This window comes from Arthrobacter sp. TmtSoilC48 (assembly GCF_059739425.1).
Genome location: NZ_AP046049.1, coordinates 1716193 through 1741617, shown reverse-complemented (window position 1 = coordinate 1741617; position 25425 = coordinate 1716193). Strand labels below are relative to the sequence as shown.

26 protein-coding genes and 1 tRNA gene are annotated in these 25425 nt (G+C 62.7%); 15 read left to right on the top strand and 12 right to left on the bottom strand.

Translation table 11 applies throughout. The annotated features are described in order from the left end of the window. Window position 1: 1 nt before the first annotated feature. From AC6I97_RS08230 to AC6I97_RS08220, 3 genes are read right to left on the bottom strand one after another with little or no spacing between them, the layout of a single operon-like run. The gene (locus AC6I97_RS08230; protein WP_224088404.1) at window positions 2-1171 is read right to left on the bottom strand and encodes a cystathionine gamma-synthase; all 1170 of its coding nucleotides are present in this window, start codon (window positions 1169-1171) and stop codon (window positions 2-4) included. 48 nt (window positions 1172-1219) lie between these two features. Next, the gene (locus AC6I97_RS08225; RefSeq protein ID WP_497944657.1) at window positions 1220-2605 is read right to left on the bottom strand and encodes a cystathionine beta-synthase; all 1386 of its coding nucleotides are present in this window, start codon (window positions 2603-2605) and stop codon (window positions 1220-1222) included. Between the two features lie 57 nt (window positions 2606-2662). Then, window positions 2663-3055 (bottom strand): VOC family protein, encoded by a 393-nt coding sequence (locus AC6I97_RS08220; protein ID WP_224088406.1) that lies wholly within the window; start codon window positions 3053-3055, stop codon window positions 2663-2665. A 132-nt stretch (window positions 3056-3187) separates the two neighbouring features. On the opposite strand from AC6I97_RS08220, the gene AC6I97_RS08215 reads away from it, so the two are divergent. After that, a complete protein-coding gene (locus AC6I97_RS08215; RefSeq protein ID WP_497944656.1) occupies window positions 3188-4162 on the top strand; it encodes a DNA-3-methyladenine glycosylase family protein in 975 nt (324 codons plus the stop codon). A 75-nt stretch (window positions 4163-4237) separates the two neighbouring features. Here the strand turns inward: AC6I97_RS08215 and AC6I97_RS08210 are convergent, their stop codons facing one another. Both AC6I97_RS08210 and AC6I97_RS08205 read right to left on the bottom strand, forming a co-directional pair. Further along, on the bottom strand, window positions 4238-5143 hold the full coding sequence (locus AC6I97_RS08210; RefSeq protein WP_224165051.1) for an endonuclease domain-containing protein: 906 nt from the start codon (window positions 5141-5143) through the stop codon (window positions 4238-4240). Window positions 5144-5275: 132 nt separating this feature from the next. Beyond that, window positions 5276-6952, bottom strand: a complete 1677-nt coding sequence (locus AC6I97_RS08205; protein ID WP_497944655.1) for an AMP-binding protein — start codon at window positions 6950-6952, stop codon at window positions 5276-5278. Window positions 6953-7035: 83 nt separating this feature from the next. Between AC6I97_RS08205 and AC6I97_RS08200 the strand changes: the two genes are divergently transcribed. Then, a complete protein-coding gene (locus tag AC6I97_RS08200) occupies window positions 7036-7314 on the top strand; it encodes a putative quinol monooxygenase (protein WP_224088414.1) in 279 nt (92 codons plus the stop codon). Between the two features lie 113 nt (window positions 7315-7427). On the opposite strand, the gene AC6I97_RS08195 is transcribed toward AC6I97_RS08200, so the two are convergent. Further along, a complete protein-coding gene (locus AC6I97_RS08195) occupies window positions 7428-7805 on the bottom strand; it encodes a thioredoxin family protein (protein WP_224088415.1) in 378 nt (125 codons plus the stop codon). Window positions 7806-7886: 81 nt separating this feature from the next. Next, entirely contained in the window at window positions 7887-9629 is a 1743-nt protein-coding gene (locus tag AC6I97_RS08190; protein ID WP_497944654.1) for an SGNH/GDSL hydrolase family protein, read from the bottom strand. 301 nt (window positions 9630-9930) lie between these two features. Here AC6I97_RS08190 and AC6I97_RS08185 point away from each other — a divergent pair, with 301 nt between their 5' ends. The 3 genes from AC6I97_RS08185 to AC6I97_RS08175 are packed head-to-tail and all read left to right on the top strand — an operon-like array spanning window position 9931 to window position 12402. Beyond that, window positions 9931-10608 carry a TetR/AcrR family transcriptional regulator gene (locus AC6I97_RS08185; RefSeq protein WP_497944653.1) on the top strand — a complete coding sequence of 226 codons (678 nt, stop codon included), beginning with the start codon at window positions 9931-9933 and terminating at the stop codon, window positions 10606-10608. Then, window positions 10605-11609: an ABC transporter ATP-binding protein gene (locus AC6I97_RS08180; protein ID WP_497944652.1), complete on the top strand. Its 1005-nt coding sequence runs from the start codon at window positions 10605-10607 to the stop codon at window positions 11607-11609. Before AC6I97_RS08185 ends, AC6I97_RS08180 begins: the two co-directional genes overlap by 4 nt. Further along, window positions 11602-12402 carry an ABC transporter permease subunit gene (locus AC6I97_RS08175; RefSeq protein WP_497944651.1) on the top strand — a complete coding sequence of 267 codons (801 nt, stop codon included), beginning with the start codon at window positions 11602-11604 and terminating at the stop codon, window positions 12400-12402. Before AC6I97_RS08180 ends, AC6I97_RS08175 begins: the two co-directional genes overlap by 8 nt. Window positions 12403-12408: 6 nt before the next feature. On the opposite strand, the gene AC6I97_RS08170 is transcribed toward AC6I97_RS08175, so the two are convergent. Next, window positions 12409-12954 (bottom strand): acyl-CoA thioesterase, encoded by a 546-nt coding sequence (locus AC6I97_RS08170; protein WP_224165055.1) that lies wholly within the window; start codon window positions 12952-12954, stop codon window positions 12409-12411. Window positions 12955-13139: 185 nt separating this feature from the next. On the opposite strand from AC6I97_RS08170, the gene AC6I97_RS08165 reads away from it, so the two are divergent. Together AC6I97_RS08165 and AC6I97_RS08160 are read left to right on the top strand one after the other, a co-directional pair. Then, a complete protein-coding gene (locus AC6I97_RS08165; RefSeq protein WP_224088422.1) occupies window positions 13140-13358 on the top strand; it encodes a hypothetical protein in 219 nt (72 codons plus the stop codon). Window positions 13359-13404: 46 nt separating this feature from the next. Beyond that, window positions 13405-14178, top strand: coding sequence for a potassium channel family protein (locus tag AC6I97_RS08160; RefSeq protein WP_497944650.1), 774 nt, complete (start codon window positions 13405-13407; stop codon window positions 14176-14178). A gap of 47 nt (window positions 14179-14225) precedes the next feature. On the opposite strand, the gene AC6I97_RS08155 is transcribed toward AC6I97_RS08160, so the two are convergent. Continuing rightward, window positions 14226-14307, bottom strand: a tRNA-Tyr gene (locus AC6I97_RS08155). A gap of 128 nt (window positions 14308-14435) precedes the next feature. Further along, window positions 14436-14702, bottom strand: coding sequence for a hypothetical protein (locus AC6I97_RS08150; protein WP_216925007.1), 267 nt, complete (start codon window positions 14700-14702; stop codon window positions 14436-14438). 180 nt (window positions 14703-14882) lie between these two features. On the opposite strand from AC6I97_RS08150, the gene AC6I97_RS08145 reads away from it, so the two are divergent. The 4 genes from AC6I97_RS08145 to efeB all read left to right on the top strand — a co-directional run bounded on the left by AC6I97_RS08145 (window position 14883) and on the right by efeB (window position 19221). Next, window positions 14883-15374, top strand: a complete 492-nt coding sequence (locus tag AC6I97_RS08145) for a YajQ family cyclic di-GMP-binding protein (protein ID WP_018776783.1) — start codon at window positions 14883-14885, stop codon at window positions 15372-15374. A gap of 208 nt (window positions 15375-15582) precedes the next feature. Further along, entirely contained in the window at window positions 15583-16443 is an 861-nt protein-coding gene (gene efeU / locus AC6I97_RS08140; protein WP_497944649.1) for an iron uptake transporter permease EfeU, read from the top strand. 136 nt (window positions 16444-16579) lie between these two features. Continuing rightward, on the top strand, window positions 16580-17770 hold the full coding sequence (gene efeO / locus AC6I97_RS08135) for an iron uptake system protein EfeO (protein WP_497944648.1): 1191 nt from the start codon (window positions 16580-16582) through the stop codon (window positions 17768-17770). After that, a complete protein-coding gene (gene efeB / locus AC6I97_RS08130; protein WP_497944647.1) occupies window positions 17767-19221 on the top strand; it encodes an iron uptake transporter deferrochelatase/peroxidase subunit in 1455 nt (484 codons plus the stop codon). The genes efeO and efeB overlap by 4 nt, the downstream gene beginning before the upstream one ends. 97 nt (window positions 19222-19318) lie before the next feature. On the opposite strand, the gene htpX is transcribed toward efeB, so the two are convergent. Together htpX and AC6I97_RS08120 are read right to left on the bottom strand one after the other, a co-directional pair. Further along, window positions 19319-20188, bottom strand: a complete 870-nt coding sequence (gene htpX, locus AC6I97_RS08125; RefSeq protein ID WP_309925647.1) for a zinc metalloprotease HtpX — start codon at window positions 20186-20188, stop codon at window positions 19319-19321. Window positions 20189-20326: 138 nt separating this feature from the next. Then, the gene (locus AC6I97_RS08120; RefSeq protein ID WP_497944646.1) at window positions 20327-21598 is read right to left on the bottom strand and encodes an MFS transporter; all 1272 of its coding nucleotides are present in this window, start codon (window positions 21596-21598) and stop codon (window positions 20327-20329) included. Window positions 21599-21704: 106 nt separating this feature from the next. Between AC6I97_RS08120 and AC6I97_RS08115 the strand changes: the two genes are divergently transcribed. The 4 genes from AC6I97_RS08115 to AC6I97_RS08100 all read left to right on the top strand — a co-directional run bounded on the left by AC6I97_RS08115 (window position 21705) and on the right by AC6I97_RS08100 (window position 25374). Further along, on the top strand, window positions 21705-22601 hold the full coding sequence (locus AC6I97_RS08115; RefSeq protein WP_497944645.1) for a hypothetical protein: 897 nt from the start codon (window positions 21705-21707) through the stop codon (window positions 22599-22601). A gap of 30 nt (window positions 22602-22631) precedes the next feature. Then, entirely contained in the window at window positions 22632-23111 is a 480-nt protein-coding gene (locus tag AC6I97_RS08110; protein WP_224088431.1) for a Fur family transcriptional regulator, read from the top strand. A gap of 14 nt (window positions 23112-23125) precedes the next feature. Beyond that, window positions 23126-24607, top strand: a complete 1482-nt coding sequence (locus AC6I97_RS08105; protein WP_224088432.1) for a catalase — start codon at window positions 23126-23128, stop codon at window positions 24605-24607. 131 nt (window positions 24608-24738) lie between these two features. Beyond that, complete coding sequence (locus AC6I97_RS08100; RefSeq protein WP_497944644.1) at window positions 24739-25374, top strand: DUF2461 domain-containing protein; 636 nt, start codon at window positions 24739-24741, stop codon at window positions 25372-25374. The last annotated feature ends 51 nt before the right edge of the window (window positions 25375-25425 follow it).

Genomic DNA, 25425 nt, shown 5'->3' with positions numbered 1-25425 from the left:
GTTAGCCGTTGCTGATCTTGGCGAAGGCCTGCTCAAGGTCCGCGATGAGATCCTCGGACTCCTCGATGCCGCAAGAGAGGCGCAAGAGGTTCACGGGGACGGCCAGTTCGGTTCCCTTGACGGATGCGTGCGTCATCTCCGAGGGATAGTTCATGAGGGATTCGATTCCGCCCAGCGATTCAGCCAGGGTGAAAATCGACGTGGATTCGGCAACCGTACGCGCTGCCGCCTCACCGCCCTTGAACTGGACAGAGACCATGCCGCCGAACTTCTTCATCTGCTTGGCAGCGAGTTCGTGGCCGGGGTGGTCCGGGAGGCCCGGGTAGAGCACCGCCTCAACTTCGGGACGCTGCAGCAGCCATTCGGCTACAGCTTGTCCATTCTCGCTGTGCCGGTCCATGCGCACGCCAAGGGTCTTCAGGCCACGCGTGGTGAGGAAAGCATCCATCGGTCCCGAAACGGCACCAACAGCGAACTGGATGAAACCGATCTTCCCGGCAAGCTCGGCATCGTTGACGACGATCGCGCCGCCCACCACGTCCGAGTGGCCACCGATGTACTTGGTGGTGGAATGGATAACGACGTCGGCACCCAGGTCCAGCGGGGTCTGCAAGTAGGGGGACGCGAAGGTGTTGTCGACCACCAGGAGGGCACCGGCGTCGTGCGCGACGGCGGCGAGCGCGGCAATATCGGTGATCTTCATTAAGGGGTTGGACGGGGTTTCCACCCACACCATGCGCGTCTTGTTCGCTGCGACAGCACGTGCCACAGCATCGAGATCGGACATGTCAACGGGAGTGTTGCCAATGCCCCAGTCGCCGAGCACACGGTCGATGAGGCGGTACGTGCCACCGTAGGCGTCGTTGCCCAGGACGATGTGGTCCCCGGGGCGGGCCGCAGCCCGGATCAGCGAGTCTTCGGCAGCAAGGCCGGAGCTGAACGAGAACGCGGCGGAACCACCCTCGAGGGCCGCCAGCTGTTCCTGCAGGGAGTCGCGGGTGGGGTTGCCGCCGCGGCCATATTCGTAGCCGGACCGCAGGCCGCCGATCCCGTCCTGGGCGTAGGTTGAGCTGAAATGCAGAGGCGGCACCACAGCGCCTGTCCGGGGTTCGAAGGCCTGGCCCGCGTGGACGGCCCTCGTGTTGAACCCGGCGTTGTTGTTGACGGACATGGAAGCTCCTCTTTCAGTGTTCAACAGTTGGAAGTGGGCGCGTGGCGCTCAGTTGCTCAGGTAAGCCAAAAGGTCGTGGCGAGTCAGGATGCCCACTGGCGCCCCAACGAACGTGACCATCACAGTATCGACGTCGGACAAGAGCTCGCGTGCCGCGGAAATGGACTCAAGGGATCCGATAACGGGCAGGCGCTCCCCCATGTGTTCCGAGATCTTGTCCGTGAGTTTGGCTTCGCCACGGAACAGTTTGGTAGTGAGGCTGCGCTCATCAACGGCGCCCAGGACCTCGCCCATCACTACGGGCGGTTCCTGCGAGAGGACCGGGATGTGTGAGACGCCGAATTCGTTCATGATGTTGATGACGTCCCGAACAGTCTCGTTCGGGTGGATGTGGACCAGGTCCGGCATCTCTCCTGTCTTGGACTTCAGCACCTCGCCCACGGATGACTCTTCGCCGCCGGAAAGGAAACCGTAGGAGCGCATCCATTGATCGTTGAAGATCTTGGCAAGATAGCCGCGGCCCGAATCGGGGAGAATCACCACAATCACCGCGGACTCGTCCAGGTCCTTGGCGGCCTCCAGTGCAGCGACCACGGCCATGCCGGAGGAGCCACCCACCAGGAGGCCCTCCTCACGTGCCAGGCGGCGGGTCATGGCGAACGAATCGGCATCCGAAACGGCAATGACCTGGTCCGGGACGGTTTTGTCGTAATTCGCTGGCCACATGTCCTCGCCAACGCCTTCAACGAAGTACGGGCGCCCAGTGCCGCCCGAGTACACAGAGCCCTCGGGGTCCGCGCCGATGACCTTGACCCGGCCGCCGTCGGACGCGGGACGGTCTGCCGAAACTTCCTTGAGGAAGCGGCCCGTGCCGGTGATGGTGCCGCCCGTTCCGGCGCCTATGACGACGTGCGTCACCCTGCCGTCGGTATCGCGCCAGATCTCCGGTCCTGTTGACTCGAAGTGGCTGCCCGGGGCTGCTGGATTGGAGAACTGGTCCGGCTTGAATGCGCCGGGAATTTCCTTAACCAGGCGGTCTGAGACGCCGTAGTAGCTTTGCGGGCTGTCGGGGGCAACAGCTGTGGGCGTCACCACGACTTCCGCGCCGTACGCGGCCAGGACCGCCCGTTTGTCCTCGCCCACCTTGTCAGGCACCACGAAGACGCATTTGTAGCCCTTTTGCTGCGCTACGAGCGCCAAGCCGACTCCGGTGTTCCCCGACGTCGGCTCAACGATGGTTCCGCCCGGCTGCAGCCGCCCGTCCTTTTCCGCTTCTTCGATCATCTTCACGGCGATGCGGTCCTTGATGGATCCGCCGGGATTGACGTACTCGAGCTTGACCAGGACGGTGGCTTTGATCCCGTCCGTTACGTGGTTGAGCTTGATGAGCGGCGTATTGCCGATGAGGTCCAACACAGACTGGGCGTACTTCATAGGTACAAAGTTACCGCCTGCCCGTAGTCCGCCCTGCCGTGCCCCACGTGCGGAGCATCACTTCCCGGCAGAGGAGTCCGTTTGCCAGAGGCCCAGGATGTTGCCCTCGGTGTCTTTGAAGTACGCGTACCAGCCCATGCCGGGGACGGCGTCCTTACCTTGAACGATGGAGCCACCCGCGGATTCCACCTGGCCGAGGGCAGCATCCACATCATCCACGTCTATGGTGAGGATGGGATTTTTCAGGTTGTCCGTTCGGGGGAACAGGGCACCATTGATGGCTCCGGGTTCCTTGGGCCTGCCGGTCTGTTCATCGGACGGAGTAGTGATGGCGATCGTGTAATCCATTTCCTGCATAGGGCTGAGATTCCAGCCGAAAGCACTTTGGTAAAAAGTGTTCGCCCTGTCGTTGTCATCCGTGGGAATCTCGAAATGCACTATTCCGGCCATGGTTTGCGCTCCTGGATTCTGGGGGTCGGACGCGGCCCACCCGCGCCACATCAGGGAGTCTAGACCCGGGAAGCGGCCGCCGTAAGAGGCTTGCAGGAGTGAATTGTCAGCCAGCCGTGGGACGATGAAAACATGACCATTGCAGACGCCCCGCCCCTTGTTGCGGCTGCGGCAGACGCTTCCGCACGATGGCACCCCGGCGCCTCCTACAGGCTCGACCAAACCATGTTTCCCCTGATGCGGGGCAATGCCGACCCCTCTTTCGCGGCCCATCCCAACGGGTTCTGGATGGCCTTCACTACTCCTTCAGGAGCAGTCACCCTGCGGCTTTCCGCAGGCGGCCTTGGACCTGATTCATTTGTCGATGCGCAGGCCTGGGGGCCCGGCGCAGAGCACGCCATTGCCGGCGTACCACGGCTGCTCGGCGCGGACGATGATTGGTCCGCTTTTGACGAACCCGTCTTCCATGCAACTCTCCCGCGCCTGGTCACTGAAGCACGACGCCGGAACCTGGCTCTCCGGCTACCCTCCACCGGGCGGCTGGTTGACTCGCTGGTGCCCACCATTCTGGAGCAAAAGGTCACCACCTTGGAGGCAAGGCGTGGCTACCGGTACTTGATGTACCGTTTCGGAACCAAAGCCCCCGGCAGTGCGGCTCCTCCCGGGCTCCTCGTACCTCCCACTGCCCGGCAATGGTTGGCCGTTCCGTCCTGGGAGTGGCATAAGGCGGGAGTGGGGCCACAACGCTCGGCAACAGTGATGCGGGCGCTGCAGTCCGCCGTCGCGCTTGAACGTTTGGCTGGCCTGGACCCAGCCCGTGCCGGAGCCAAACTGCAGACCATTCCCGGAATCGGCGTTTGGACTGCCGCGGAAGTGGTCCAGCGGACCCACGGCTGCCCGGATTCAATCTCCGTGGGCGACTACCATCTTGCGTCGTTCGTGGGCTATGCGTTGCTGGGACGGAAGATCGACGACGCCGGCATGCTGGAGCTGCTGGAACCTTGGCGCGGCCAAAGGCAGCGGCTGGTCCGCATGCTGTACTTGAGCGGCTTCCGGAAGCCCACCTTCGGCCCGCGGATGACCGTCCAGGACCACCGCGGCCACTGACCATTTAAAGCAACGCGGGGTCACTTAGGGCCCATGTTTGCTCGTCCAAAGGGCCGTAAATGACCCCGCGTTGGGTCATACCCTCTTGATCCTGGAGATCACCCCGGCGAAGCCTTCGGCAAGGTCGTCTGCATTGACTTTGAAGTAGGACCACCCCGCTCTGAGAAATGCCTCGTCGCGCCGGTTGTCCCGGGACTGCTGTTCACGTGTCAGGTGATGGGCGCCGTCGTACTGCACTGCGATTCGAAACCGCCGGTACCCGAGGTCGGCCCTCGGTGACATCGGATCCAGCAGGTCCAACTGCAGCTGGAGTTCAGGTTCCGGAAGGCCGGCATCCCGCATGGCCAAACGAAGGAATGTTTCTGGATACGAGTCCGCACCCACCCTCATTTCGTCCAGCGCAAGGCGGGCTTTCTCCACGCCTTGGAGGTTGGGGTGTTGTCGAATTAACAGCCGCAGACCAGAGGGGTAAGCATAGGGTTCGGACCGTGATTCGAAGGCTGGTCGAGGGCGACGGATCAGCTGATCGCCCATCGCGATCACGTAGTTCAGCGGCAGGTCCTTGGCCAAGTCCAGCCAGGTGCGAGGACGAACTGAAACCGGTACTCCCTCGAAATCCATGACTTCACCGGGGTGGACGCGCACTCTGTGGCCCGTCACCCCGCCACGGCGGACCCTCGGGAGGATGTGCGGTTTGCTCAGGTGGATGGCGTCTCCCCCGCCCATCCAAGGGGGAAGCCCCAAACCCGTGAGAAGTGCGGCAGTTTCGTGGGATACCCAGGCCCCGGGTGTTGCGGCGGCCAGAACCCGCGCCCGTTCCAGCAGTTCCATCTCACGTCCCGTTGGCAGATGAATCAGCCGTCCGCCGTCGGAAATGTCCTTTGCCCTGAGCCTTTTAGCTGGGATACCGAGCTCGCGGGACTCGTACGTCGTGAAAGCACGGTACTGGAGTTCGTCGGGCAGAGGGTTGATACGGACCATGCATTCCAGTGTGTCGGTTTGGCCCTGCCCGCACGGAGTTATCCACAGCCCGGATACCGATGACAGCAACGCGGGGTCACTTACGGCCCATGAAGGTCGTCAACATGGGCCGTAAGTGACCCCGCGTTGCATCTAGAGGTGCAGGCGGGACACGGCTTCCTGGCGCATATCTACCTTCCGGACCTTGCCCGAGACGGTCATCGGGAAGCTCTCGCGGACATCCACATACCGGGGGATCTTGTAATGCGCCAGTTTGCCACGGCAGTACTCGGCGATGTCCTCTTCCGTGAGCGTCGAGACTCCGGGCTTGAGGATGATGCAAGCCATCAGCTCCTCCCCGTATTTTGCGTCCGGAACACCGATTACCTGCACATCCTGGATGGACGGATGCAGATACAGGAATTCCTCGATCTCCCGGGGATAGATGTTCTCGCCACCACGGATCACCATGTCCTTGATCCGGCCTTCAATCACCAGATACCCGTCCTCGTCCATTCGAGCGAGGTCGCCCGTGTGCATCCAGCCCTCAGCGTCAATGGCTTCGGCCGTCTTGTCCGGCTGGCCCCAGTAGCCCTGCATCACCGCGTATCCACGGGTGCAGAGCTCTCCGATGACGCCGCGCTCCACCACTTCACCCGTACCCGGATCCACGATCCGGCTCTCAAGGTGCGGCATGGTCGTGCCCACTGTGCTGGTCCGATGCTCCAAAGTGTCCCCCGCCCGGGTCATGGTGGATACCGGCGAAGTCTCAGTCATGCCGTAGCAAATGGCCACGTCCACCATGTGCATTTCATCGATGACCCGGCGCATCACCTCGATGGGACACAGCGACCCCGCCATGACGCCCGTCCTGAGCGTGGAGAGATCGAACGTGGCGAAGTCGGGCAGCGCGAGTTCGGCAATGAACATGGTGGGAACGCCATAAAGCGACGTGCCACCAAAGTCCTGCACGGCTTCCAACGCCGCGGATGGGTTGAACCCCCTGCTTGGGATGATGGTTGCCGCCCCGAAGCTCAGGGCATTCAGGTTCCCGATCACCATTCCGAAGCAGTGGTAGAACGGGACCGGAATCACCACGCGGTCATGTTCCGTATATCCCAGAAGGCGGCCGATCGAGTGGCCGTTGTTGAGGATGTTGTGGTGCGTTAGGGTGGCACCTTTCGGGAAGCCCGTGGTGCCCGATGTGTATTGAAGGTTGATGGGATCGTGCGGATCCAGTTCGGCCATGCGGTCCCGTAGAGCAGAAGGCCCGACGCCGTCCGCCCGGGTCAGGAGTTGAGCGTACGTCAGTTCGTGGCCGGCCTCCGGGACACCGGCTGAGAGGCCAACTTCCGGATCTCCGGGGAGGAAAACGATCTCCCTGAGTTCAGGGCACGTACCCGCGGTCTCCCTGGCCATGCCCACATAATCGCTGTTCTTGTCGGAGGGCGCAGCCACGAGCATCCGCATGCCGTTCTGCTTGACCACGAACTCCAGCTCGTGCCTGCGGTAAGCCGGGTTGACGTTGACGAGCACGGCCCCGATCTTTGCCGTGGCGTACTGCAGGATGGTCCACTCGGCACAGTTCGGACTCCAGATGCCAATGCGCTCACCCTTCTCAAGGCCCAGGGCGAGGAGCGAGCGGGCGAGGTGATCGACGTCGTCGTTAAGCTTTTCGTAGCTCCAGCGACGGGCGTCCCCGCCGGGTGTGGCAGCTGCTTCGATCAGGGCGTCCCTGAGCGGGAACTGTGCTGCGATGCGTTCAAAATTGGCACCGATGGTCTCTTCAAGCAGCGGGACGTCAGTGTCTCCGGCGGTGTAGGACAACATGACCGAACGCTACCAAGACAGTCCGCGCAACAGAACCGTAAAGTGGACAATCGCCTCCGTGTCCTCCCGGTAGGGTTGGATCCATGAGTGCACCCATCGACCTGCAGGCCACGTTCATCCCCAACGACGGCGAGTTCTTCCGCGTGAAGCTCGCCTTGGAAATCGCGATCGACGAGGTCGTCAACGAGCCCGGCTGCATCCGTTATGAACTGACCGAAGCCACCGAGGAGAAGCTGGTGCTCACAGAGCGCTGGGAGTCTGAAGAGGCCTTGGAGAAGCACTCCAAGGGCATTGCCGTCCAGGACTTGAACGAATCCCTCAGTGCGCTGCTTGCCGAGCCGGTCCAGCTCGAACGGCTCTAGGCTCTTCACGTCGCGAAACCGCTGGAAGAACGCGGAAACGCCCGAACGCATCGAGGTCGCCGGAATTTACCCGGCGACCTCAATGCGTTTCCGGCGATTTCGCCGCGTTTGGTCTAGCTTTCCTGGGCCTCGGCACGTGCCTTGGCCACGTGCGCGTGGACTTCTTCCATGTCCAGGCCCTTCACGGCCTCGATGACCTGCTCCAGCTGCTGGCCGTTGAGGGCACCCGGCTGGGAGAAGACAAGCACTTTCTCGCGGAAGGCCATGAGCGTGGGGATCGACGTAATTCCGGCTTCGGCGGCGAGCTGCTGCTCAGCCTCGGTGTCCACCTTCGCGAAGAACACATCGGGGTGTTTCTCCGAGGCTGCCCCGTAAGTGGGCGCAAACTGGCGGCACGGGCCGCACCAGGCAGCCCAGAAATCCACCAGGACAATGTCATTGCCTTCGATGGTCGATGCGAACTGTTCTCCAGTGATGTCAACTGTAGCCATGTTTCCACGGTACGCGACCCCGCCCGCTAAGTCCCGTGGAGGGGGGCCTTGTTCGCTTCCCGCGTCAACGGGAATAAACGGCTACTTGCCCAAGACGTATTTGAGCGCGGACGCGTAGAACGGGGCCACCTTGTTGTGCCCGGTCTGGTTCATGTGCACATCATCCAGGTAGTTCCAGGTAGCCCCGGCGATAGTTGCTGTGCCGGACATCGAGATGCGGGGCCAGCCCCGGAGAGCGGCTTCGCGGGTCAAGAGCCCGTCCACCCATCGACGTTGGAAATGGCTGGCGTCATAGCGGGAGAGAACACCGGTGACAAGGATCGTACTGCGGGGATATTTGCGGCGCAGTTCATCCCACAACCGGTTGGCCTGGGACAGGATCGCGGCATCCGTGGCAAAAATCCGGGCGTCGTTTCCGCCAAGAGTCACCACCACCAGACCTGGGTTCCCTTGGGGCAAAAGGATCCGGTCCAGGACCAGGGCATCCGTCGCTGAGTTGCCACCAACCGCCGGGCTCCCCGAAACGTATCCCATCCCACCGATGCTCCGGACCACCTGGCGGGTATAGCCAGCGGCCCGGGCACCCTGTTCGCCCCATGAATCCAGGTCCAACTGCGAGTCGCCAAGGAACACCACCGTGGAGGCGTCTACTGTTTCGGCTGAATACAGCTCCTGCGTGGAATCGTTCCAAATGGTTTCCAGCTTTTGGAAGGCGACGTGCGAGCCCCTTGCATCTGTCCAGGTGTCACGCAACGGCCAACCGAACTCACCCGGGTTGATGGACCACACTTTGTATGTGGAGTGCCCCACAATCCGCGCTCCAGTGGCCGGCCCCCAGACGAGCCAGCCGTTGACGAACTGCTGCACCAGGCCCCCGGCCCGCGGAAGTTTGTCCGTGAGCGGCAAACCCAATTGACCGGCAGCTCCACCCAGGGCCACATAGCGGTTGTGGACATCGCCGTGCGTGGTTGAATGCGCACCCGTTGCCGCCGACCAATAGACCGTGCCGCCCTGGAAGAGTTGGTAGACGAAGTCGTTTTGCCGGTTTTCCTCGCCGACCGGATATCCCAGGGCACCGTTCTGGCCGCCAGTCGCGGACCAGTAGCTCCTGATGGCTCCCGTCAGGGCCCTCGCGCCGGTCGAAGGCGACCAGATGATGGTTCCGTGCTGGTACTGCTGTGACGAGCCACCATTGCGCAGTCCCGTCGCTTCATCCGTGATGGGGTAGCCAAACTCGCCGCTTTCCAGCCCGGATTGGCGCCAGCGTTCACGGATGGCACCCATGGAGGGATGTGCCCCCGTCGCTGGCGACCATACAACAAAGCCGTGTTCGAAGACCTGGTAGGCACCGCCGTCGGGTAGTCCGGTGCGTTCGTTTCCGGCCGGGTACCCAAGGAAACCAGCCTCAAAACCCGCTCTCCCCCATGCCAAGTGGATGGATCCCGTTGTGCGTTGGGCGCCCGTTGCCGGCGAGAAACTGATCGCTCCGCGTTCGAAGACTTGCTTGGAACCTCCATTGCGCAAGCCGCTTGCAGTGTCTGTTGTGGGATAGCCGTGATAGCCGGCAGGACCGTTGGCCTCCCACCATGCGGTGCGCACTGGCCCATTGACCACTACGCGGGCCCCCGTGCGGGCCGACCACGCGATATCGCCGCCGACAAACCGTTGCACGCAGCCTGTGCTTGAGCATTCCTCCGCTGCCGTGGGGCGGATCAGCACGCTGCGGGCCCAGGTGCTGGTGCTGAAAAGCTGGCCGATGGCGCCTGTAACGGGAGGCGTGGTGGCCTGAACCTGGATGCTCCCCGATGATGGCGCGGCTTGCACGGGTAGAGCGGTTCCGAGCAGGCCCAAGGTCACCAGCAGCGCCGCAAATGACCCGGCAATTTTGCTTCTCTTCGACGATGAAGCCGACCCTGTACAACCCACTTCTCTACCCCTGCATCTTCGGGCGCCCAGGCGCCGTCACTGCTCCCCCACGAAGACAGTCAAGCCAGTATGTTCGACGGCGGCAGTTGAGGCAGCGGCGACGCAGCGTTTGGTGTCACATCGTTATGTTCCAGGCAGCCGCGATCCTTTCAATCCCAGCCTCTTGATACGGCTTGAACAGATGTTTAGTGTATTAAACATGCGTTTAACCGCAGAAGATCTGACCACCCGGGCTCGCATTCGCGATGCCGCTATTGGACTGTTCGGCCGTGATGGTTTCGGTCCTGCCACCGTCCGGGCGGTGGCCTCTGCGGCGGGGGTCAGCCCCGGCTTGGTGATCCACCACTTCGGCAGTAAGGCCGGTCTGCGCGAAGCTTGCGACCAGCACGTCCTCGCGCAGACCGCCAGCCAGGGCAAGGAGAAAACCGACCCTGCCGCGGCCCGTCAATTGATCCAGGACTACCTCAACCACCCGGACCAGTACGCGGATGAGATCGCCTACATTCGCCGCTCCCTGGGCGACGAGTCCGAGGCCGGCGACGCATTCTTCGACGCCGTGGTGCGCCAGACGCAGGACATCATCGAGGCCGGCATCGCGGCCGGCACCATCCGCGAATTCAACGACGTCCGGTCCACCGCCGTCGTTATTGCATCCAACAGCCTCGCGATGCTCATGCTCGGCAGGCACCTCTCACGGGCGCTGGGAGCGGACGTAACAGAACCGCACGGCATAGGACCGGAACTGCTGCGGCAACTGACCATCCCGGCGCTGGACATCTACACCAACGGCTTCTATGCGGATTCGCGGTTCCTGGAAGCGGCCCGCGACGCCCTGCAGCAAGACGCCAACAACCAAGGAAGGGAGCATGCCCCGTGACCCAGGCAATCGTCGTCGAAGGGTTGCGCAAGAAATTCGGCCAGCGCGAGGTCCTCCACGGACTCGATTTCGCCGTTGAACCGGGAACGGTCTTCGGCGTTATTGGACCGAATGGAGCGGGCAAGACCACCACCATGCGCTGCCTTCTGGACATCATCCGGCCAAGCGCGGGAACGATTTCAGTGTTGGGGCAGGATCCACGTCGCGCCGGAACCGGGCTGCGCCGCAGGATCGGTTACCTCCCTGGGGAACTCCACTTGGAGAACCGAACCACGGGCCGGCGCATGCTTGAACACTTCGCGGCCATCAGCGGCCCGGTAGAGCCAAAATATGTCAACGAGTTGGCAGAGCGGCTGGATCTGGATTTGGACCGGCAAACCCGAAAGCTCTCCAAAGGGAACAAACAGAAGCTCGGCCTCCTGCAGGCGTTCATGCACCGCCCCGAACTCCTGGTGCTCGATGAACCAACCAGCGGCCTGGATCCCCTGGTCCAACAGGAGTTCCATGCACTCGTCCGCGAAGTGGTTGACGACGGCGCAACGGTCTTCCTCAGCTCACACGTACTGAGCGAGGTCCAGCAGGCCGCCGACGCCGTAGCCATACTCCGCGACGGTGGGATCGTGACGATCTCCACTGTTGAGGCGTTGAGGAACGCGGCCGTACGGCAGTTGCGGTTCAACGCCGCCGGCGCAGAAAAGAACGACGTCGGCGCGCTGCTGGCGCGGGTGCCGGGCGTCGCCAATGTTGTGCTGCGGGAGCTTGCTGGTGACGGCGCAGCGGAAGCCGCGATCGAAGCAACGGCGACACTTTCGGGTCAGGTCCAGGCACTGGTGCAGGAACTGGCCCGGCTGAACCTCACAGACCTCGTTTTGGAGGAGCCGGATTTGGAGGAAGCCGTGCTGACTCTCTACACGGGGAACTATATGGGGACGGGGCATTACGTCGGCAACGGAAACGGACACAAATCCGTGAGCCACACGGAAGGAGCACACCATGCCTAAGTTCCTCCCTCTCTTCACCAAGGCCCTCACTGATTCGTGGCGGTCCACTCTCGCGTGGACCCTGGGACTGACGGCTGCGATCATGCTGTACCTGCCCCTCTATCCGTCTATCGGGGGCAGCGCGCAAATGCAGCAAATGATCGACGCACTCCCCCAGGAGATGACCAAGGCCCTGAACTATGACCAGATAGCTACTGGACCTGGCTACACACAGGCCACCCTGTTCGGTTTGATCGGTTTCCTGCTGATGTCCATGGCTTCCGTTGGCTGGGGCGCGGCTGCGGTGGGCGCGGACGAGGAGTCGGGGCTGCTGGAATTGACCTTGGCCCATAGCGTGACCCGGATCCAGGTGGTCCTTGAACGCGCCCTGGCCCTCGTGGTGCGCGTCGCGATCCTTTCGGCCGTGGTCTTCCTGTTGGTGCTGGTGCTGAACGGGCCCTCGAAACTGGATATCGACGTCGGGCATCTCTTCGGCGCGGTAGTGCTGTTTGCCGCTTTGGCATTGCTGAGCGGAACAGCGGCGCTGTGCGTAGGTGCGCTGACGGGACGGAAGGTTTATGCGATTGCCGCGGGTGCCGCCGTCGCCGTCCTCGGTTATGTCTTCAACGCGGTTGGCAGGCAAAGCCCCGACGTCGAGTGGCTGCTGAACCTTTCGCCGTACCACTGGGCGTACGGCAATTCACCCGTGACGAACGGCGCTGATTGGGGAGCCGCAGCAGGCTTGCTTGGCATCTCTGCGGCGCTTATCGTCCTGGGCGCGGTTGCACTCCAGCGGCGGGACGTCGGTGTTTGAGTTCCCCTAGGCCCACACATGCGGAGCTGGCCGGCGCGCCCCTGGGAGCGCATTGTTTTCCCGCCACTCATGGATCCAATCCGGCAATTCCAGATCAGCCGGTGGCGCACCGAACTCAGCAATGATCTCTTCCTGCGTCACCGGCTTCCCTTTATTCACCAGGCGGGTTGCGATGTGGGCGCGGGCGTAGATCTCTCCGTCCACCACCATGCGCTGCTCAAAGTAGATGGCCTTGGTGTCCAGTCCAATGATGCGCGTTTCGATGGAGTAGCGCTGCCACAGTTGCAATGACTTGCGGAAAGCGATGGTCTCTCCCGCTGCAACGGGACTCCAGCCGCGCCTGCGCATCTTTCTCCAAATACCGCTCCGAACCATGAGGTCGAAACGGCCAAGGTCCATCAAGGAGAAATACATACCGTTGTTCACGTGCATCGCGATGTCGATGTCCGTCGGCAAAACACGCAGAGGCAACGAAGACGTTTCCCAAGCACCCAAGGGCGAACGCCTGGATGAAGTGAACAGCAGCATGAGGGTGCGAAGAAGCAAATGCATGCAAGCAATGTTACCCGCGAGTAACTTCTGGGGGAAGGCCGGCCGCATGGTGAACACAGTCCCAATGCTGCGTTAGTACATCCAACGCTTTATGTCCAACGATTGCACAAACGTTTACCGCCAGTTCATCCATCCCGTGCACAATATCTGAAACCCGGAAACACCAACCCACCAGGGAGATCCCTTTGAGCACTCTGACTACCAAGCCGCACGCGGACGTCTGGCCCGACCTCGCACGGCACCAGGACGTGGTACTCCGGGACGCCCGGGGCAACCGCATCGAAGGAACCATCGACGGCATGACCGATGACCGCAGCACACTCTGGGTGCAGCTCAAGGGCGGTTTGGGCCGGCAACTGGTTCACCACATGGACGGATACTGGCTGGAGACTCCCACCGTCTGACCCGTTTCCCAGTGGCGCGCATTGGTGCTGTGGCTAGGATTCCCGTATGACTCAAGCGCGATACCGGGACCTCGTCGAATGGCCCCTCATGGCGACGGCACTGATTTTCCTCGCCGCATATGCCTGGCAGGTCATAGGACGCGTGGACGGCGCGGCCGGCCTTCCCTTCGAAATAATCCTCTGGATTACCTGGGGGATCTTCGCGCTGGACTACTTCGCCAACCTTTGGCTGGCCGAGGATCGAAGGCGATGGTTCATCTGGAACCTGCATGAACTCCTCATCGTGGTGCTCCCCTTCTTTCGGCCGCTCCGGCTCCTTCGGCTGGTCACGCTCCTATCCGTACTGCAACGCACAGTAGGGGAAACCCTGCGCGGACGCGTGGCCACATACGTTGCCGGCTCGGCCGCCATGTTGGTGCTCATCGGCGCCCTGGCAGTGCTTGATGTGGAGCAGAATGCGCCAGACGCCAAGATCCTGACGTTCGGCGACGCTGCATGGTGGGCCATCACCACCATCACCACAGTTGGCTACGGAGACCTCTACCCCGTCACCCCCATCGGCAGGATCGTGGCGGCAGCGCTCATGATGAGCGGGATTGCCGTCCTGGGTATCGTGACGGCCTCCATTGCCTCGTGGCTGGTGCAACGAATCGAGGAAAACGCGGAGGATGTCGCGGCGGCCGCGGAAACCAAAGCGGCAGCCGCCGAAGAACCGGTCCGCGCTGAATTGGCAGACCTTGTCACTGAAATTGCAGCGCTAAGGAGTGAGATCGCGGAGCTTCGGAAGAGCGCAGAACTTCGGGAGAGCACAGAGCTGTAGCGCAAAAAAATCCCCGGAACCTGATGGTTCCGGGGATTTCCCTTGGGTGGCAGATGAGGGATTCGAACCCCCGTAGGCGTTGCCAGCTGATTTACAGTCAGCCCCCTTTGGCCGCTCGGGTAATCTGCCGAACTTCAAAAGAAGATCACTTCCGGAGACCGTTTCTTTTCGATCCGGTAACCGAAGGCAGAGACAACCTTACAGAACTTCCGGCCAAGAATCTAATCGAGGGCGGACACGCCGGAATGGCCTGTATTTCAGGCTTCTCCGAGGATCCGGCCAGCCAGTTTCGCTTCAAACTTTTCTGCTTGCTCAGCCGTGATTTGGTTGAGCTCCACCGCGCGCTGCAAATCCGCATGAACGCCGTCCATCCGCGAGGCCGCATCCGGCACCGGGCTCAGGACGATCGACGCCGCCACGGTCACCGCTGCCACCGCACTCGCCGCGGCTGCCGCTGCCGTACCGATCGAACCAGCTGCCGCCGATGCGGACTTCGTGACGTAGTGGACGGCTTTGTGGCTCATGCTTACCTCCGGGGATGGGCTCTTCCAACTGGTACAACTCTCAAAGATCCACCTCGGTTCCAACCAAGCATGTGCTGTGAGCGAACTGTGAAAGTTATCCACGGCCCCATCCCGCGCCTTCCGTACTAGGCTGGATGGCAGACAAACCGCCCTTACCGGGCCCCCAACCTAAGGAGAGTCATGGCAGGCGAATCAACATTCGACGTCGTCAGCAAGGTAGACAAGCAAGAGGTCGCCAACGCGCTCAACCAGTCCCAGAAGGAAATCGCGCAGCGCTACGACTTCAAGGGAGTCGGCGCGGAAATTGACTTCAGCGGCGAAAAGATCCTGATGAAAGCCAACTCGGAGGATCGCGTCCTCGCCGTCCTGGACGTCTTCCAGTCCAAGCTCATCAAGCGTGGCATCTCCCTTAAGTCCCTGGACCAGGGCGAGCCCTACCCTTCCGGCAAGGAATTCCGGCTGGAGTGCACCATCAAGGAGGGCATCGCCCAGGACATCGCCAAGAAGATCAACAAGATCATCCGCGACGAAGCGCCCAAGTCCGTCAAGTCCCAGATCCAGGGCGACGAGCTTCGTGTCACCTCCAAGTCCCGCGATGACCTGCAGGAAACCATGAACATCCTCAAAAAGTTCGAAGAGGCAGACCTGCAGTTCGTGAACTTCCGCAGCTAGGCTGCGGACGCTGCACCGCCAGCGTCATAAAAGCCGGGGTCCGGCGCCGCTCAGGGCGCTGGATCCCGGTTTTTTGTGGCAGGACTACATCGATTGTCGTAATGACACGGGACATTAGGGCACAAACTTTTTGCGTAATCGTACCGCGGCAGTATTCTTCATCATTAGGCAAGCCTAAGTATGGCTCCCCTGAGTGAAAGAAACGCACATGACCGCCAACTTCCTGATAGGCCTGCGTGAAGGCCTCGAGGCCTCGCTCATCGTGGTCCTCCTGATGGCCTACCTCATCAAGAGCGGCAGGCAGTCGCTGCTCCCCCGGCTCTGGGCCGGCGTCGGGCTGGCCATTGCCATCTCCCTCGCTTTCGGCGCTCTTCTCACGTTCGGCCCACGGGGCCTCACCTTCGAGGCCCAGGAAGCGATCGGCGGAGGGCTGTCCATTGTTGCCGTCGGCCTCGTAACGTGGATGGTTTTCTGGATGGCGCGCACCGCCCGCAGCCTCGGAAGCGACCTCAGGTCCCACGTGGATAAAGCAGCCGACGGCGCCGCATGGGGCCTCGTGCTTGTTGCGGCACTGGCCGTGGGCCGCGAAGGACTTGAAACGGCGCTCTTCATTTGGGCGGCGGCGCAAGCCACCGGCGAAACCACGTTCCCCCTCCTCGGCGCCCTGCTTGGACTCCTGACAGCTGCCGGCCTCGGATACCTGCTTCACCGCGGCGTCCTCAAAGTCAACCTGGGCCGCTTCTTCACCTGGACTGGAGTGGGACTCATCGTCATTGCCGGCGGCGTCCTTGCTTATGGCATCCACGATCTCCAGGAAGCCGGCATCCTTCCCGGCCTGCATAGCCTGGCCTTCGACCTCTCAGCTGCGGTTCCGCCGTCGTCGTGGTACGGAACCTTGCTGAAGGGCACGCTGAACTTCTCCCCGGCCACCACGTGGCTGGAAGCAGCAGCCTGGCTGCTGTACGTCATCCCGGTCCTGTTCCTGTACATCCGGGCCAACCGTTCCCATCCTCCGGCGGCGGCAGCGAAGACGACGGCCCCGAAGCCCGCAGTCGCCGTCCAGCAGTAAGTACCGTCCAGCAATAAGTACCGTTCAGCAGTAACTACGGTTCAGCAGTAAACACTGTTCAGCCGTACGATCCCGCACCCCCCAACCCGCGCGCAGGCCTCGCACCCCGCTCGTTCCCACAACCCAAAGGACCCCCATGCTTGGCACGTTCCTGTCCCCCTCTTCCCCGAAGCTTCGCAGGACCCTCACCGTCATCGGTGTGGCTGCGGCCGTCCCCATGGTTCTGGTGGGCTGCACTGACAATACAAAAACCACGGCGGCCACAGATGGGCCGATCCAGGTCAGCAGCACCGCGAATGAATGCAAGGTCTCCACAGGTACTGCTCCCAGCGGCAACCTGACGTTTGCCGTGAAGAACGAAGGCACCGAGGTCACCGAGTTCTACCTGCTGGCCGAGGACGGTTTGCGGATCATCGGCGAAGTGGAAAACATCGGGCCTGGAATTACCCGGAACCTGGTGGTCACCGCTCCTGCAGGCAAGTACAACACCGCCTGCAAGCCGGGTATGCAGGGCGATGGAATCCGGGCTTCGTTTGAGGTCACAGAGTCCGGAAACAAGCCGAGCGCGGACGCCGATTTCCAAAAACTTCTTGAGACCGGCTCCCAGCAGTATGCCGCCTACGTCAAGGATCAGACGGAGCAACTCGTCACGGGCACCAAGGCCTTTGCAGACGCCTTCGCAGCCGGCGATGCCGCAAAGGCCCGTGAACTGTATGCCGCAACCCGCATGCACTGGGAGCGGATCGAGCCCGTTGCAGAATCGTTTGGCGATCTCGATCCCAAGCTTGATGCACGCGAGGCCGATCTCGAGCCCGGCCAGGAATGGACCGGATGGCACCGCGCAGAGAAGGACTTGTTCCCGCCTGCGGACTACACCGCCATGACCCCGGCCGAACGTAGCGCGATATCGACCCAGCTGGTTGCAGATACTGCAGACCTCGCAACGCGTACCCGCACAGTGGAGTTGACGGCTGACAAGCTGGGCAACGGCGCCAAGGAGCTCCTCGATGAGGTTGCCACGGGTAAGGTGACGGGCGAGGAAGAGATCTGGTCGCACACCGACCTCTGGGATTTCCAGGCCAACGTGGACGGCGCCCGCATCGCTTTCGAGAGCCTGAAGCCGGCCCTGGAGCAAAAAGACGCCGAGCTCGCCAAGTCCTTGGACGAGAAGTTCGCAGCCCTCCAGGCCGAGCTCAAGAAGCACGCCAAGGGCGATGGCTTCTCCTACTACAACGAGCTGAGCCAGGATCAGATCCAGCAGCTCGCCGCCCTGGTCGATTCCTTGGGCGAGCCACTGTCCAAGCTCACCTCGGCTGTCGTGCTGTGACCGGCTGCCCCTACGGGCACACCGGCGAAGCCCCGGAGGCTCCAGGTGCCGGACAGCCACTGAATGTGAATCGTAGTGAGGCTGACGCTTCAGCCCGCGCCGGCGAGGCGACCGGCGTCGAACGCTCCACGGCGACGTCCGACGGCGGTGCGTCGGGAACCGCCGGCACCTCCCGGCTGTCCCGCCGTGGCCTTCTTTCCCTTGCCGGAGTGGGCGGCGCTGGCGCAGTCGCTGGCCTCGCCGCAGGTTTCCTGGGCCACGACCTGGTCACGGCCGGTGCTGCATCGGCTGCGGAATCCGACGCAGGGGATGCTGTTGTTCCCTTTTTCGGCGAGCATCAGGCCGGCATCACCACCCCGGCCCAGGACCGCCTTCACATGGCTGCGTTCGATGTCACCACGGAGGACCGGAAAGAGCTGATCAAGCTCCTGAAGGATTGGACTGCTGCGGCTGAGGCCATGACGGCGGGCCGCACGACGGGTGCGACCGGCGCCGTCGATGGCCCCTACGAGGCCCCGCCGGAAGACACCGGTGAGGCGCTGGACCTGGCCGCCGCGAAATTGACGTTGACCTTCGGTTTCGGCGCAGGGCTGTTCGAGAAGAACGGCAAGGTGCGCTTCGGTTTGGACGGTCGCCGGCCCGAAGCCTTGATCAACCTCCCGCATTTCCCCGGTGATGACCTTCAACCTGGCCGCACCGGAGGCGACATCGTGGTCCAGGCTTGCGCCGACGACCCCCAGGTAGCCGTTCACGCCATCCGCAACCTTGCGCGCATCGGTTTCGGAAAGGTGCGTGTCCGCTGGTCCCAATTGGGCTTTGGCCGCACGTCCTCCACGTCCCGTGCGCAGGTGACGCCCCGCAACCTCTTTGGGTTCAAGGACGGCACCAACAACCTCAAAGTTGAGGACAAAGCCCTCCTCGATGAGCATGTCTGGGTAGGTTCCCCGGCTTCGCCGAGTGAAGAGTGGATGAGGGGCGGCAGCTACCTTGTGGCGCGCAGGATCCAGATGCACATCGAAATCTGGGACCGGACGTCCCTGCGTGAACAGGAAGGCCTGATAGGGCGGACGAAGGGCGTGGGGGCGCCGTTGTCCGGTGGCGAAGAATTCACGGCGCCCGATTTCAAGCTCGCGGGCCGCAACGGTGACCCGCTCATTCCCTTGGACTCGCACGTCCGCCTGGCCCACCCCGACCAGAACGGGGGTGTGCGGATGCTTCGCCGCGGCTACAACTTCACCGACGGCTCAGACGGACTCGGGCATCTGGACGCGGGGCTGTTTTTCATCGCGTTCGTCAAGGATCCGCGGACCCACTACGTTCCCATGCAGCTGGCTCTGGCCAAGGGCGATACGTTGTCCGTGGAATACCTGAAGCACACGGGCTCCGGCCTTTTTGCCGTGCCTCCGGGGATCCAGCAGGGCGGCTTCATCGGTGAAGGACTTTTCGCTTAGGCTGATTTCTCTATTACGTCGTGAACCCGCTATTCCGTTGTTGGCCGACCACGGAATAGCGGGTTCACGACGTTTTAGCCCTGGGAAAGCCGCGTCCTTACGAAAGCGGCCGCCCAGCCATCCGCTCAAGCCTGGTGATGCGCTCCTTCATGGGCGGGTGCGTGGAGAACAAACGCCGCATGCCACCGCCACGGAACGGATTGGCGATCATGAGGTGCGAGGCATTCACGAGCCGCTGATCCTGTGGGAGCGGAAGCTGGGAGACGCCCGATTCGATCTTGCGCAGCGCCGAGGCGAGCGCCAGTGGGTCGCCGGTCAGCTCGGCACCGTCCTCATCGGCGTCGTACTCCCGGGTGCGGGAGATCGCCATCTGAATGAGTGAGGCCGCGAACGGCGCCAGGAGCGCCATGGCGATCATCGCGAGCGGGTTGGCATTGCGCCGGTCCCCGCCGCCGAAGAACAACAGCATCTGCCCCACGGACGTGATCACGCCCGCCACGGCAGCCGCCACGGACGACGTCAGGATGTCCCGGTTGTACACGTGCATGAGCTCGTGCCCCAGGACACCCCGGAGTTCGCGGGCATCAAGGACATGCAGGATTCCCTCGGTGCAGCAGACAGCGGCGTTCTTGGGACTGCGCCCGGTAGCGAAGGCGTTCGGCGTCATGGTGGGCGAGAGGTAAATCCGCGGCATGGGCTTGTTGGCCCGCACGGAAAGCTCCCGGACGATCTGGTACAGCTGCGGGGCTTGCGCTTCGCTGACCGGATAGGCCGCCATGGAGCGGATGGCGATCTTGTCGCTGTTCCAGTATCCGTAGGCGGTAGTGGCTACCCCGATCAGGGCAAAGATCCAGATGGGGGTGGTGCTCCGCGTACCGGCTCCGATAATGGCGCCCAAACCCAACAGCACCGCCCACAGCACACCGAAAAGCGCCGCGGTCTTGAGTCCATTGTTGTGTTTGTGCACGGTTGTTCTTCCACTCTCGTTGGCTCGCGTTGGCTCGCGAACAGTTCTGTACCGATTAACGCCGACGGCGGTCGCCGTGTTCCGCAGCAGGCAGGCCTGGGCTGCCCTGCCCCGCCCTGCCCTGCCAGAGGCTGCCGGCTAGGGCACCGGATGCTTCGCATCGTACGCGACGAAGCCCGGCTGCAGGCGCGATGCCAGCCAGGCCAGGAGAATGCAGACGATTCCGCCGATCAGCAGCACGCCGCCTTCACTGAGGAATTGCGTGACACCGCCGGCCAGCATATCCCCCACTCGAGGCCCTCCTGCGACCACCACGATGAACACTCCCTGCAGGCGTCCGCGCAGGTGGTCTGGCGTGGCGGCCTGGAGGATGGTGGTGCGGAAGACCGCACTGACAGAGTCGGAAATCCCCGCCAGCGCACAACACAGGGCAGCCGGGAGGAGCCAGGGTGTTACGCCCTCGCGGCCCGAATCTCCAGCCAGCAACACCACCAGGCCAAAGCCTGCGATCGAGGCACCCCATCCGACCACCGACCACACCACGGCGCTGCCCTGGCGCCTCACCCTGCCAAGGGGACCGGAAAACAAGCCCGCCAGGAAGGCTCCCACGGCCGTGGATGCCAACAGCAGGCCCACGGTTGTTTCACCGCCGCCAATCATGACTGCACCGATTGCAGGCATCAGGGCGCGGGGTTGGGCGCAGATCATGGCGATGAGGTCAATGATGAAGGTCATCCGGACATTGGGCCGCGTGCCAAGGAACCGGAAGCCCTCCACAACGGAGCGAAGCCCCGGCCGGACGGCATCTTTGGACGGTGGCAGCGGCGGGAGTTTGGCAAGGCCCCACAGGGCAAAAGTGAAGCTGATGACATCGATCGTGTAGGTCCATCCGAAACCGATCGTGGCCACCAGCACGCCCGCCAGGAGTGGCCCGGCAGTCATGGACAGGCCGAACGTCAGCATGCTCAACGCATTCGCCGCCGGGAGCAGATCCTTGCGGACAAGCAGCGGAATGATGGCGCTGCGGGCTGGACCGTTGATGCCTTGTGCGCCGCTTTGGATGGCAACCAATGCGTAAAGCAACCAGATGTTGCCGATCTCCAGCCAGGCCTGCAGTGCGAGGCCAGCGGTGGTGACCCAAAGGACCAATGATGCGATCAGGGCAACTTTGCGGCGATCGTAGGCATCGGAGATGGAGCCGCCGTAAAGCCCTGCGATGATCAGCGGAACCAGCGCGAAGATTCCCAGGAGGCCGACATAAAAACTCTCCTGGGTCAGGCGGTAAACCTCCAAGCTGACGGCCACCAACGTGAGCTGGGTACCGATGGCAGCCACCGAGGCTCCGAGCCAAAGCCGCCGGAATGCCGGGCTCTCCTTGATCGGGGTGATGTCTGCCAGTAGTTTCGCCACCTAGCCACCCTAGCGACCCCAGTGACGTCCTTGTCCGTTTGGCTTCCATGGTGCGTCTCCCGCCGTAACGCACTGATTGGTAGGCTCACCCGGGGAAGGAGTCCACATGGTCTTGTCGCGACGATTGCTGTTCCGCTCGGGCATCTGGGAACTTGCCAGGCCGCGCCACCCTTTGACCACCGGGCACGTGCTGATCCGCCTCTCGGACCCTTCCACGGAATTTACTGAAACCTCGGCGGCCGACTGGTTGTTCTGCCACAACCTCCTCCGGGCAGCCTTGGACGAGGTCCTGGGAGCGAAGCGTTTCACCGTGATGTTCGCCCACCGGTGGCACCCCTTGGGTGCGGCTATCGGCGAGCCGGTGGCTGAGTCGTCCACGCCCACGTTCCACCTCTTCGCTCGTTGGGAATCGGAAAGCACGACGCCGGGACGCCAACTCGCGCTGCCGGCCCACCATCGCGTTCCCGTGCCTGAGGACATCCTGGACGTCGTGGATGCGCGGATCCGGGATTCTCTCCAGCTCAGTGCCGCCAACGTTGCGAAAGCACCCACCGGTCAGGTGGGGTCCGCGCCTTCGGCCACGTCCGGCGTCGTACCCGTCCAAGTGCCGTTACCGCCGGTGCCGTTCCCGCCGGCGCCGTTCCCGCGGGTGGCGACAGTTGATGCAGCCCGCCATCACAGTGTGATTGAGCCCGCCAGCGGTGCCGCCGCGATTTCCGCTGTCCTTCCAGCGGAGCTCGTTGCCATGGGGAGCGCCCTGGGTGCCCTGCCGTTGACCAGTGGACTCACCGGCTTCAGCTGCGTAGCAATCGAAGGCGGGGATCCGGGCGAAGGCGGGAGTCCGGGCGAAGGCGGGAGTCCGGGCGAAGGCGGGAGTCCGGGCGAAGGCGGGAATCCGGGTTCAACCCTGCGGATCCATGCGGTGGGTCGATCTGCTGCGGAGGAAGCCAATCCGATGGTGGATTTGTTTAATTTGTCGGAAGTTAGCTTTGCCTTATTGTGAACTGATCAAAATAAGTGCTTCAATGGGTGCATGACCGATCACACAGCCGACCAGGAAGCATGGGCCAGTGCCCTGCATGCCCACGGCAGGCGTGTGACCAAACAGCGGCTGGCAGTGCTGGCCGCGGTCCAGCACCATCCGCACTCCCCGGCGGAAGGCATCCTTGCCGCTGCCCGCAAAGAGCTCCCTGAACTGACGGCGCAGTCCGTTTACGTTGTGCTCAGCGACCTCACGGATCTGCAGATGCTGCGCCGCTTTGAACCCCCGCACTCTCCGGCGCTCTACGAAACCCGGGTTGGCGACAACCACCACCACGCCGTCTGCATCAGTTGCGGCCGCGTGGAAGACGTGGACTGCGCCGTGGGACACGCACCGTGCCTCACACCGCACTGGGATGAAAATTCCAAGCCCATGACCATCCAGATCGCAGACGTCCTGTATCAGGGCATCTGCCAGGATTGCCAGGCTAAACAACAGCTCCCCAAACAAACGTCCGTAACTCAAAAATAAGAACAAGGAGAACAATGACTGCTATTTCAACAACCCAGTCAGGTGCCCCCGTTACTTCCGACGCGCACTCCAAGTCCGTCGGCGCCGACGGTGCCATCATCCTGACCGACCACTACCTGGTGGAGAAGCTTGCACAGTTCAACCGCGAGCGGGTCCCGGAGCGTGTAGTGCACGCCAAGGGTGGCGGCGCTTTCGGTACGTTCAAGACCACCTCTGACGTATCGGCCTACACCAAGGCAGCGTTCCTGCAGCCGGGCGTCGAGACGGACATGCTGATCCGTTTCTCCTCCGTTGCCGGCGAGAATGGCTCTCCTGACACCTGGCGCGACCCCCGCGGTTTCGCCGTGAAGTTCTACACCTCCGAGGGCAACTACGACCTCGTGGGCAACAACACCCCGGTGTTCTTCATCCGCGACGGCATCAAGTTCCCGGACTTCATCCACTCCCAGAAGCGCCTCCCGGGTACCCACCTGCGTGACGCTGACATGCAGTGGGACTTCTGGACCCTCTCCCCTGAATCCGCACACCAGGTCACCTGGCTCATGGGCGACCGTGGCCTCCCGGCTTCCTGGCGTGAAATGCAGGGCTACGGCTCGCACACCTACCAGTGGATCAACGCCGCCGGTGAGCGCTTCTGGGTCAAGTACCACTTCAAGTCCAACCAGGGCGTCAAGACCATCACTGGCGACCAGGCTGAGCAGCTGGCAGGCTCGGATGCAGACTTCTACATCCGCGACCTCTCCGAGAACATCGAAGCCGGCAACTTCCCCTCGTGGGAACTGCACGTCCAGGTCATGCCCTACGAGGACGCCAAGACGTACCGCTTCAACCCGTTCGACCTCACCAAGGTCTGGCCGCACGCGGACTACCCGCTGATCCACGTGGGCACCATGGAGCTGAACAAGAACCCGGAAAACTACTTCGCGCAGATCGAGCAGGCCACCTTCGCGCCGTCGAACTTCGTACCGGGCATCGCTGCCTCGCCGGACAAGATGCTGCAGGCCCGCATCTTCTCCTACGCCGATGCACACCGCTACCGCGTGGGCACCAACCACGCACAGATCCCGGTGAACCAGCCCAAGAACCAGGTCAACAACTACAGCCAGGACGGCGCCGGACGTTACCTGTTCAACGCCCCCTCCACCCCGGTCTACGCACCGAACTCCGTTGGTGGCCCGGCTGCTGTTGAGCCCGCTTCACCGGCAGGTGGCTGGGAGAACGACGGCGAGCTCACCCTCTCCGCGCACACCCTGCACTCCGAGGACAGCGACTTCGGCCAGGCCGGTACCCTGTACCGCGAGGTCTACGACGACGCCGCCAAGGCCCGCCTGCTGGACACCATCACCGGTGCCGTGGGTGGCGTGAAGAGCGCCGACATCAAGGAACGCGCCATCCAGTACTGGACCAACGTTGACGCCGAACTCGGCGCCAAGCTGCGCGCCAACCTCGGCGCGGGCCAGACCGCTTCCGACGCCGAAGCAGCCAACAAGCTCTAAGCATCAGAGCCGGTAAGTACCAGGTCGAACACCCCGTTGCGGATCGCCGCAGCGGGGTGTTCTTCTTTGTTTTTCCACATAGGCGGGCTGGGCTCTGGCTGCTCTGGTGCCGCGGTCCATAGGATCCTTCCATGAGCACATTCGAGGGAATTCCGTCCGCAGCCTTCCGCTTCTATGAAGAACTGGAAGAGAACAACAACCGCGAGTGGTGGTTGGAACACAAAGACACCTACGACGCCGCCGTCAAGGAGCCGCTGGCGGCCCTCCTTTCGGAGCTGGAGCCTGAGTTCGGGCCGGCGAAGATCTTCCGGCCAAACAGGGACATCAGGTTCTCCCAGGACAAGTCGCCCTACAAGACGGCCCAGGGCGCCTTCGCAGCGTCGCAGGAAAGCCTCGGGTTCTACCTCCAGGTAAGTGCCGACGGTCTGTTGATCGGTGGCGGCTGCCATTCATACACTCCCGCGCAATTGGCACGCTTCCGCGCGGCTGTGGACGCTCCCGATAGTGGAGGGGAACTGCAGCAGATTGTGGACTCAGTTGCCGCAGCGGGTTTCGCCATCCAGGGCGAGAAGCTCAAGACCGTTCCGCGGGGCTTCGACAAAGACCATCCACGCGCCGAGCTCCTTAAGCACAAGTCCTTGTCTGCCGGCGTCGAGGTTGGTGAGCCGGAATGGCTCTCCACGCCGTCGGCAAAACACGAGATCGCTGACCGGTGGGAAGTGCTGAGGCCGCTGGTGGAGTGGGTTGGGAAGCACGCTGCACCCTAGGACTTGGTCCTCCCCGGAACAGCGCGCGTTCCGCCGTCAGTCAGCGCCCGG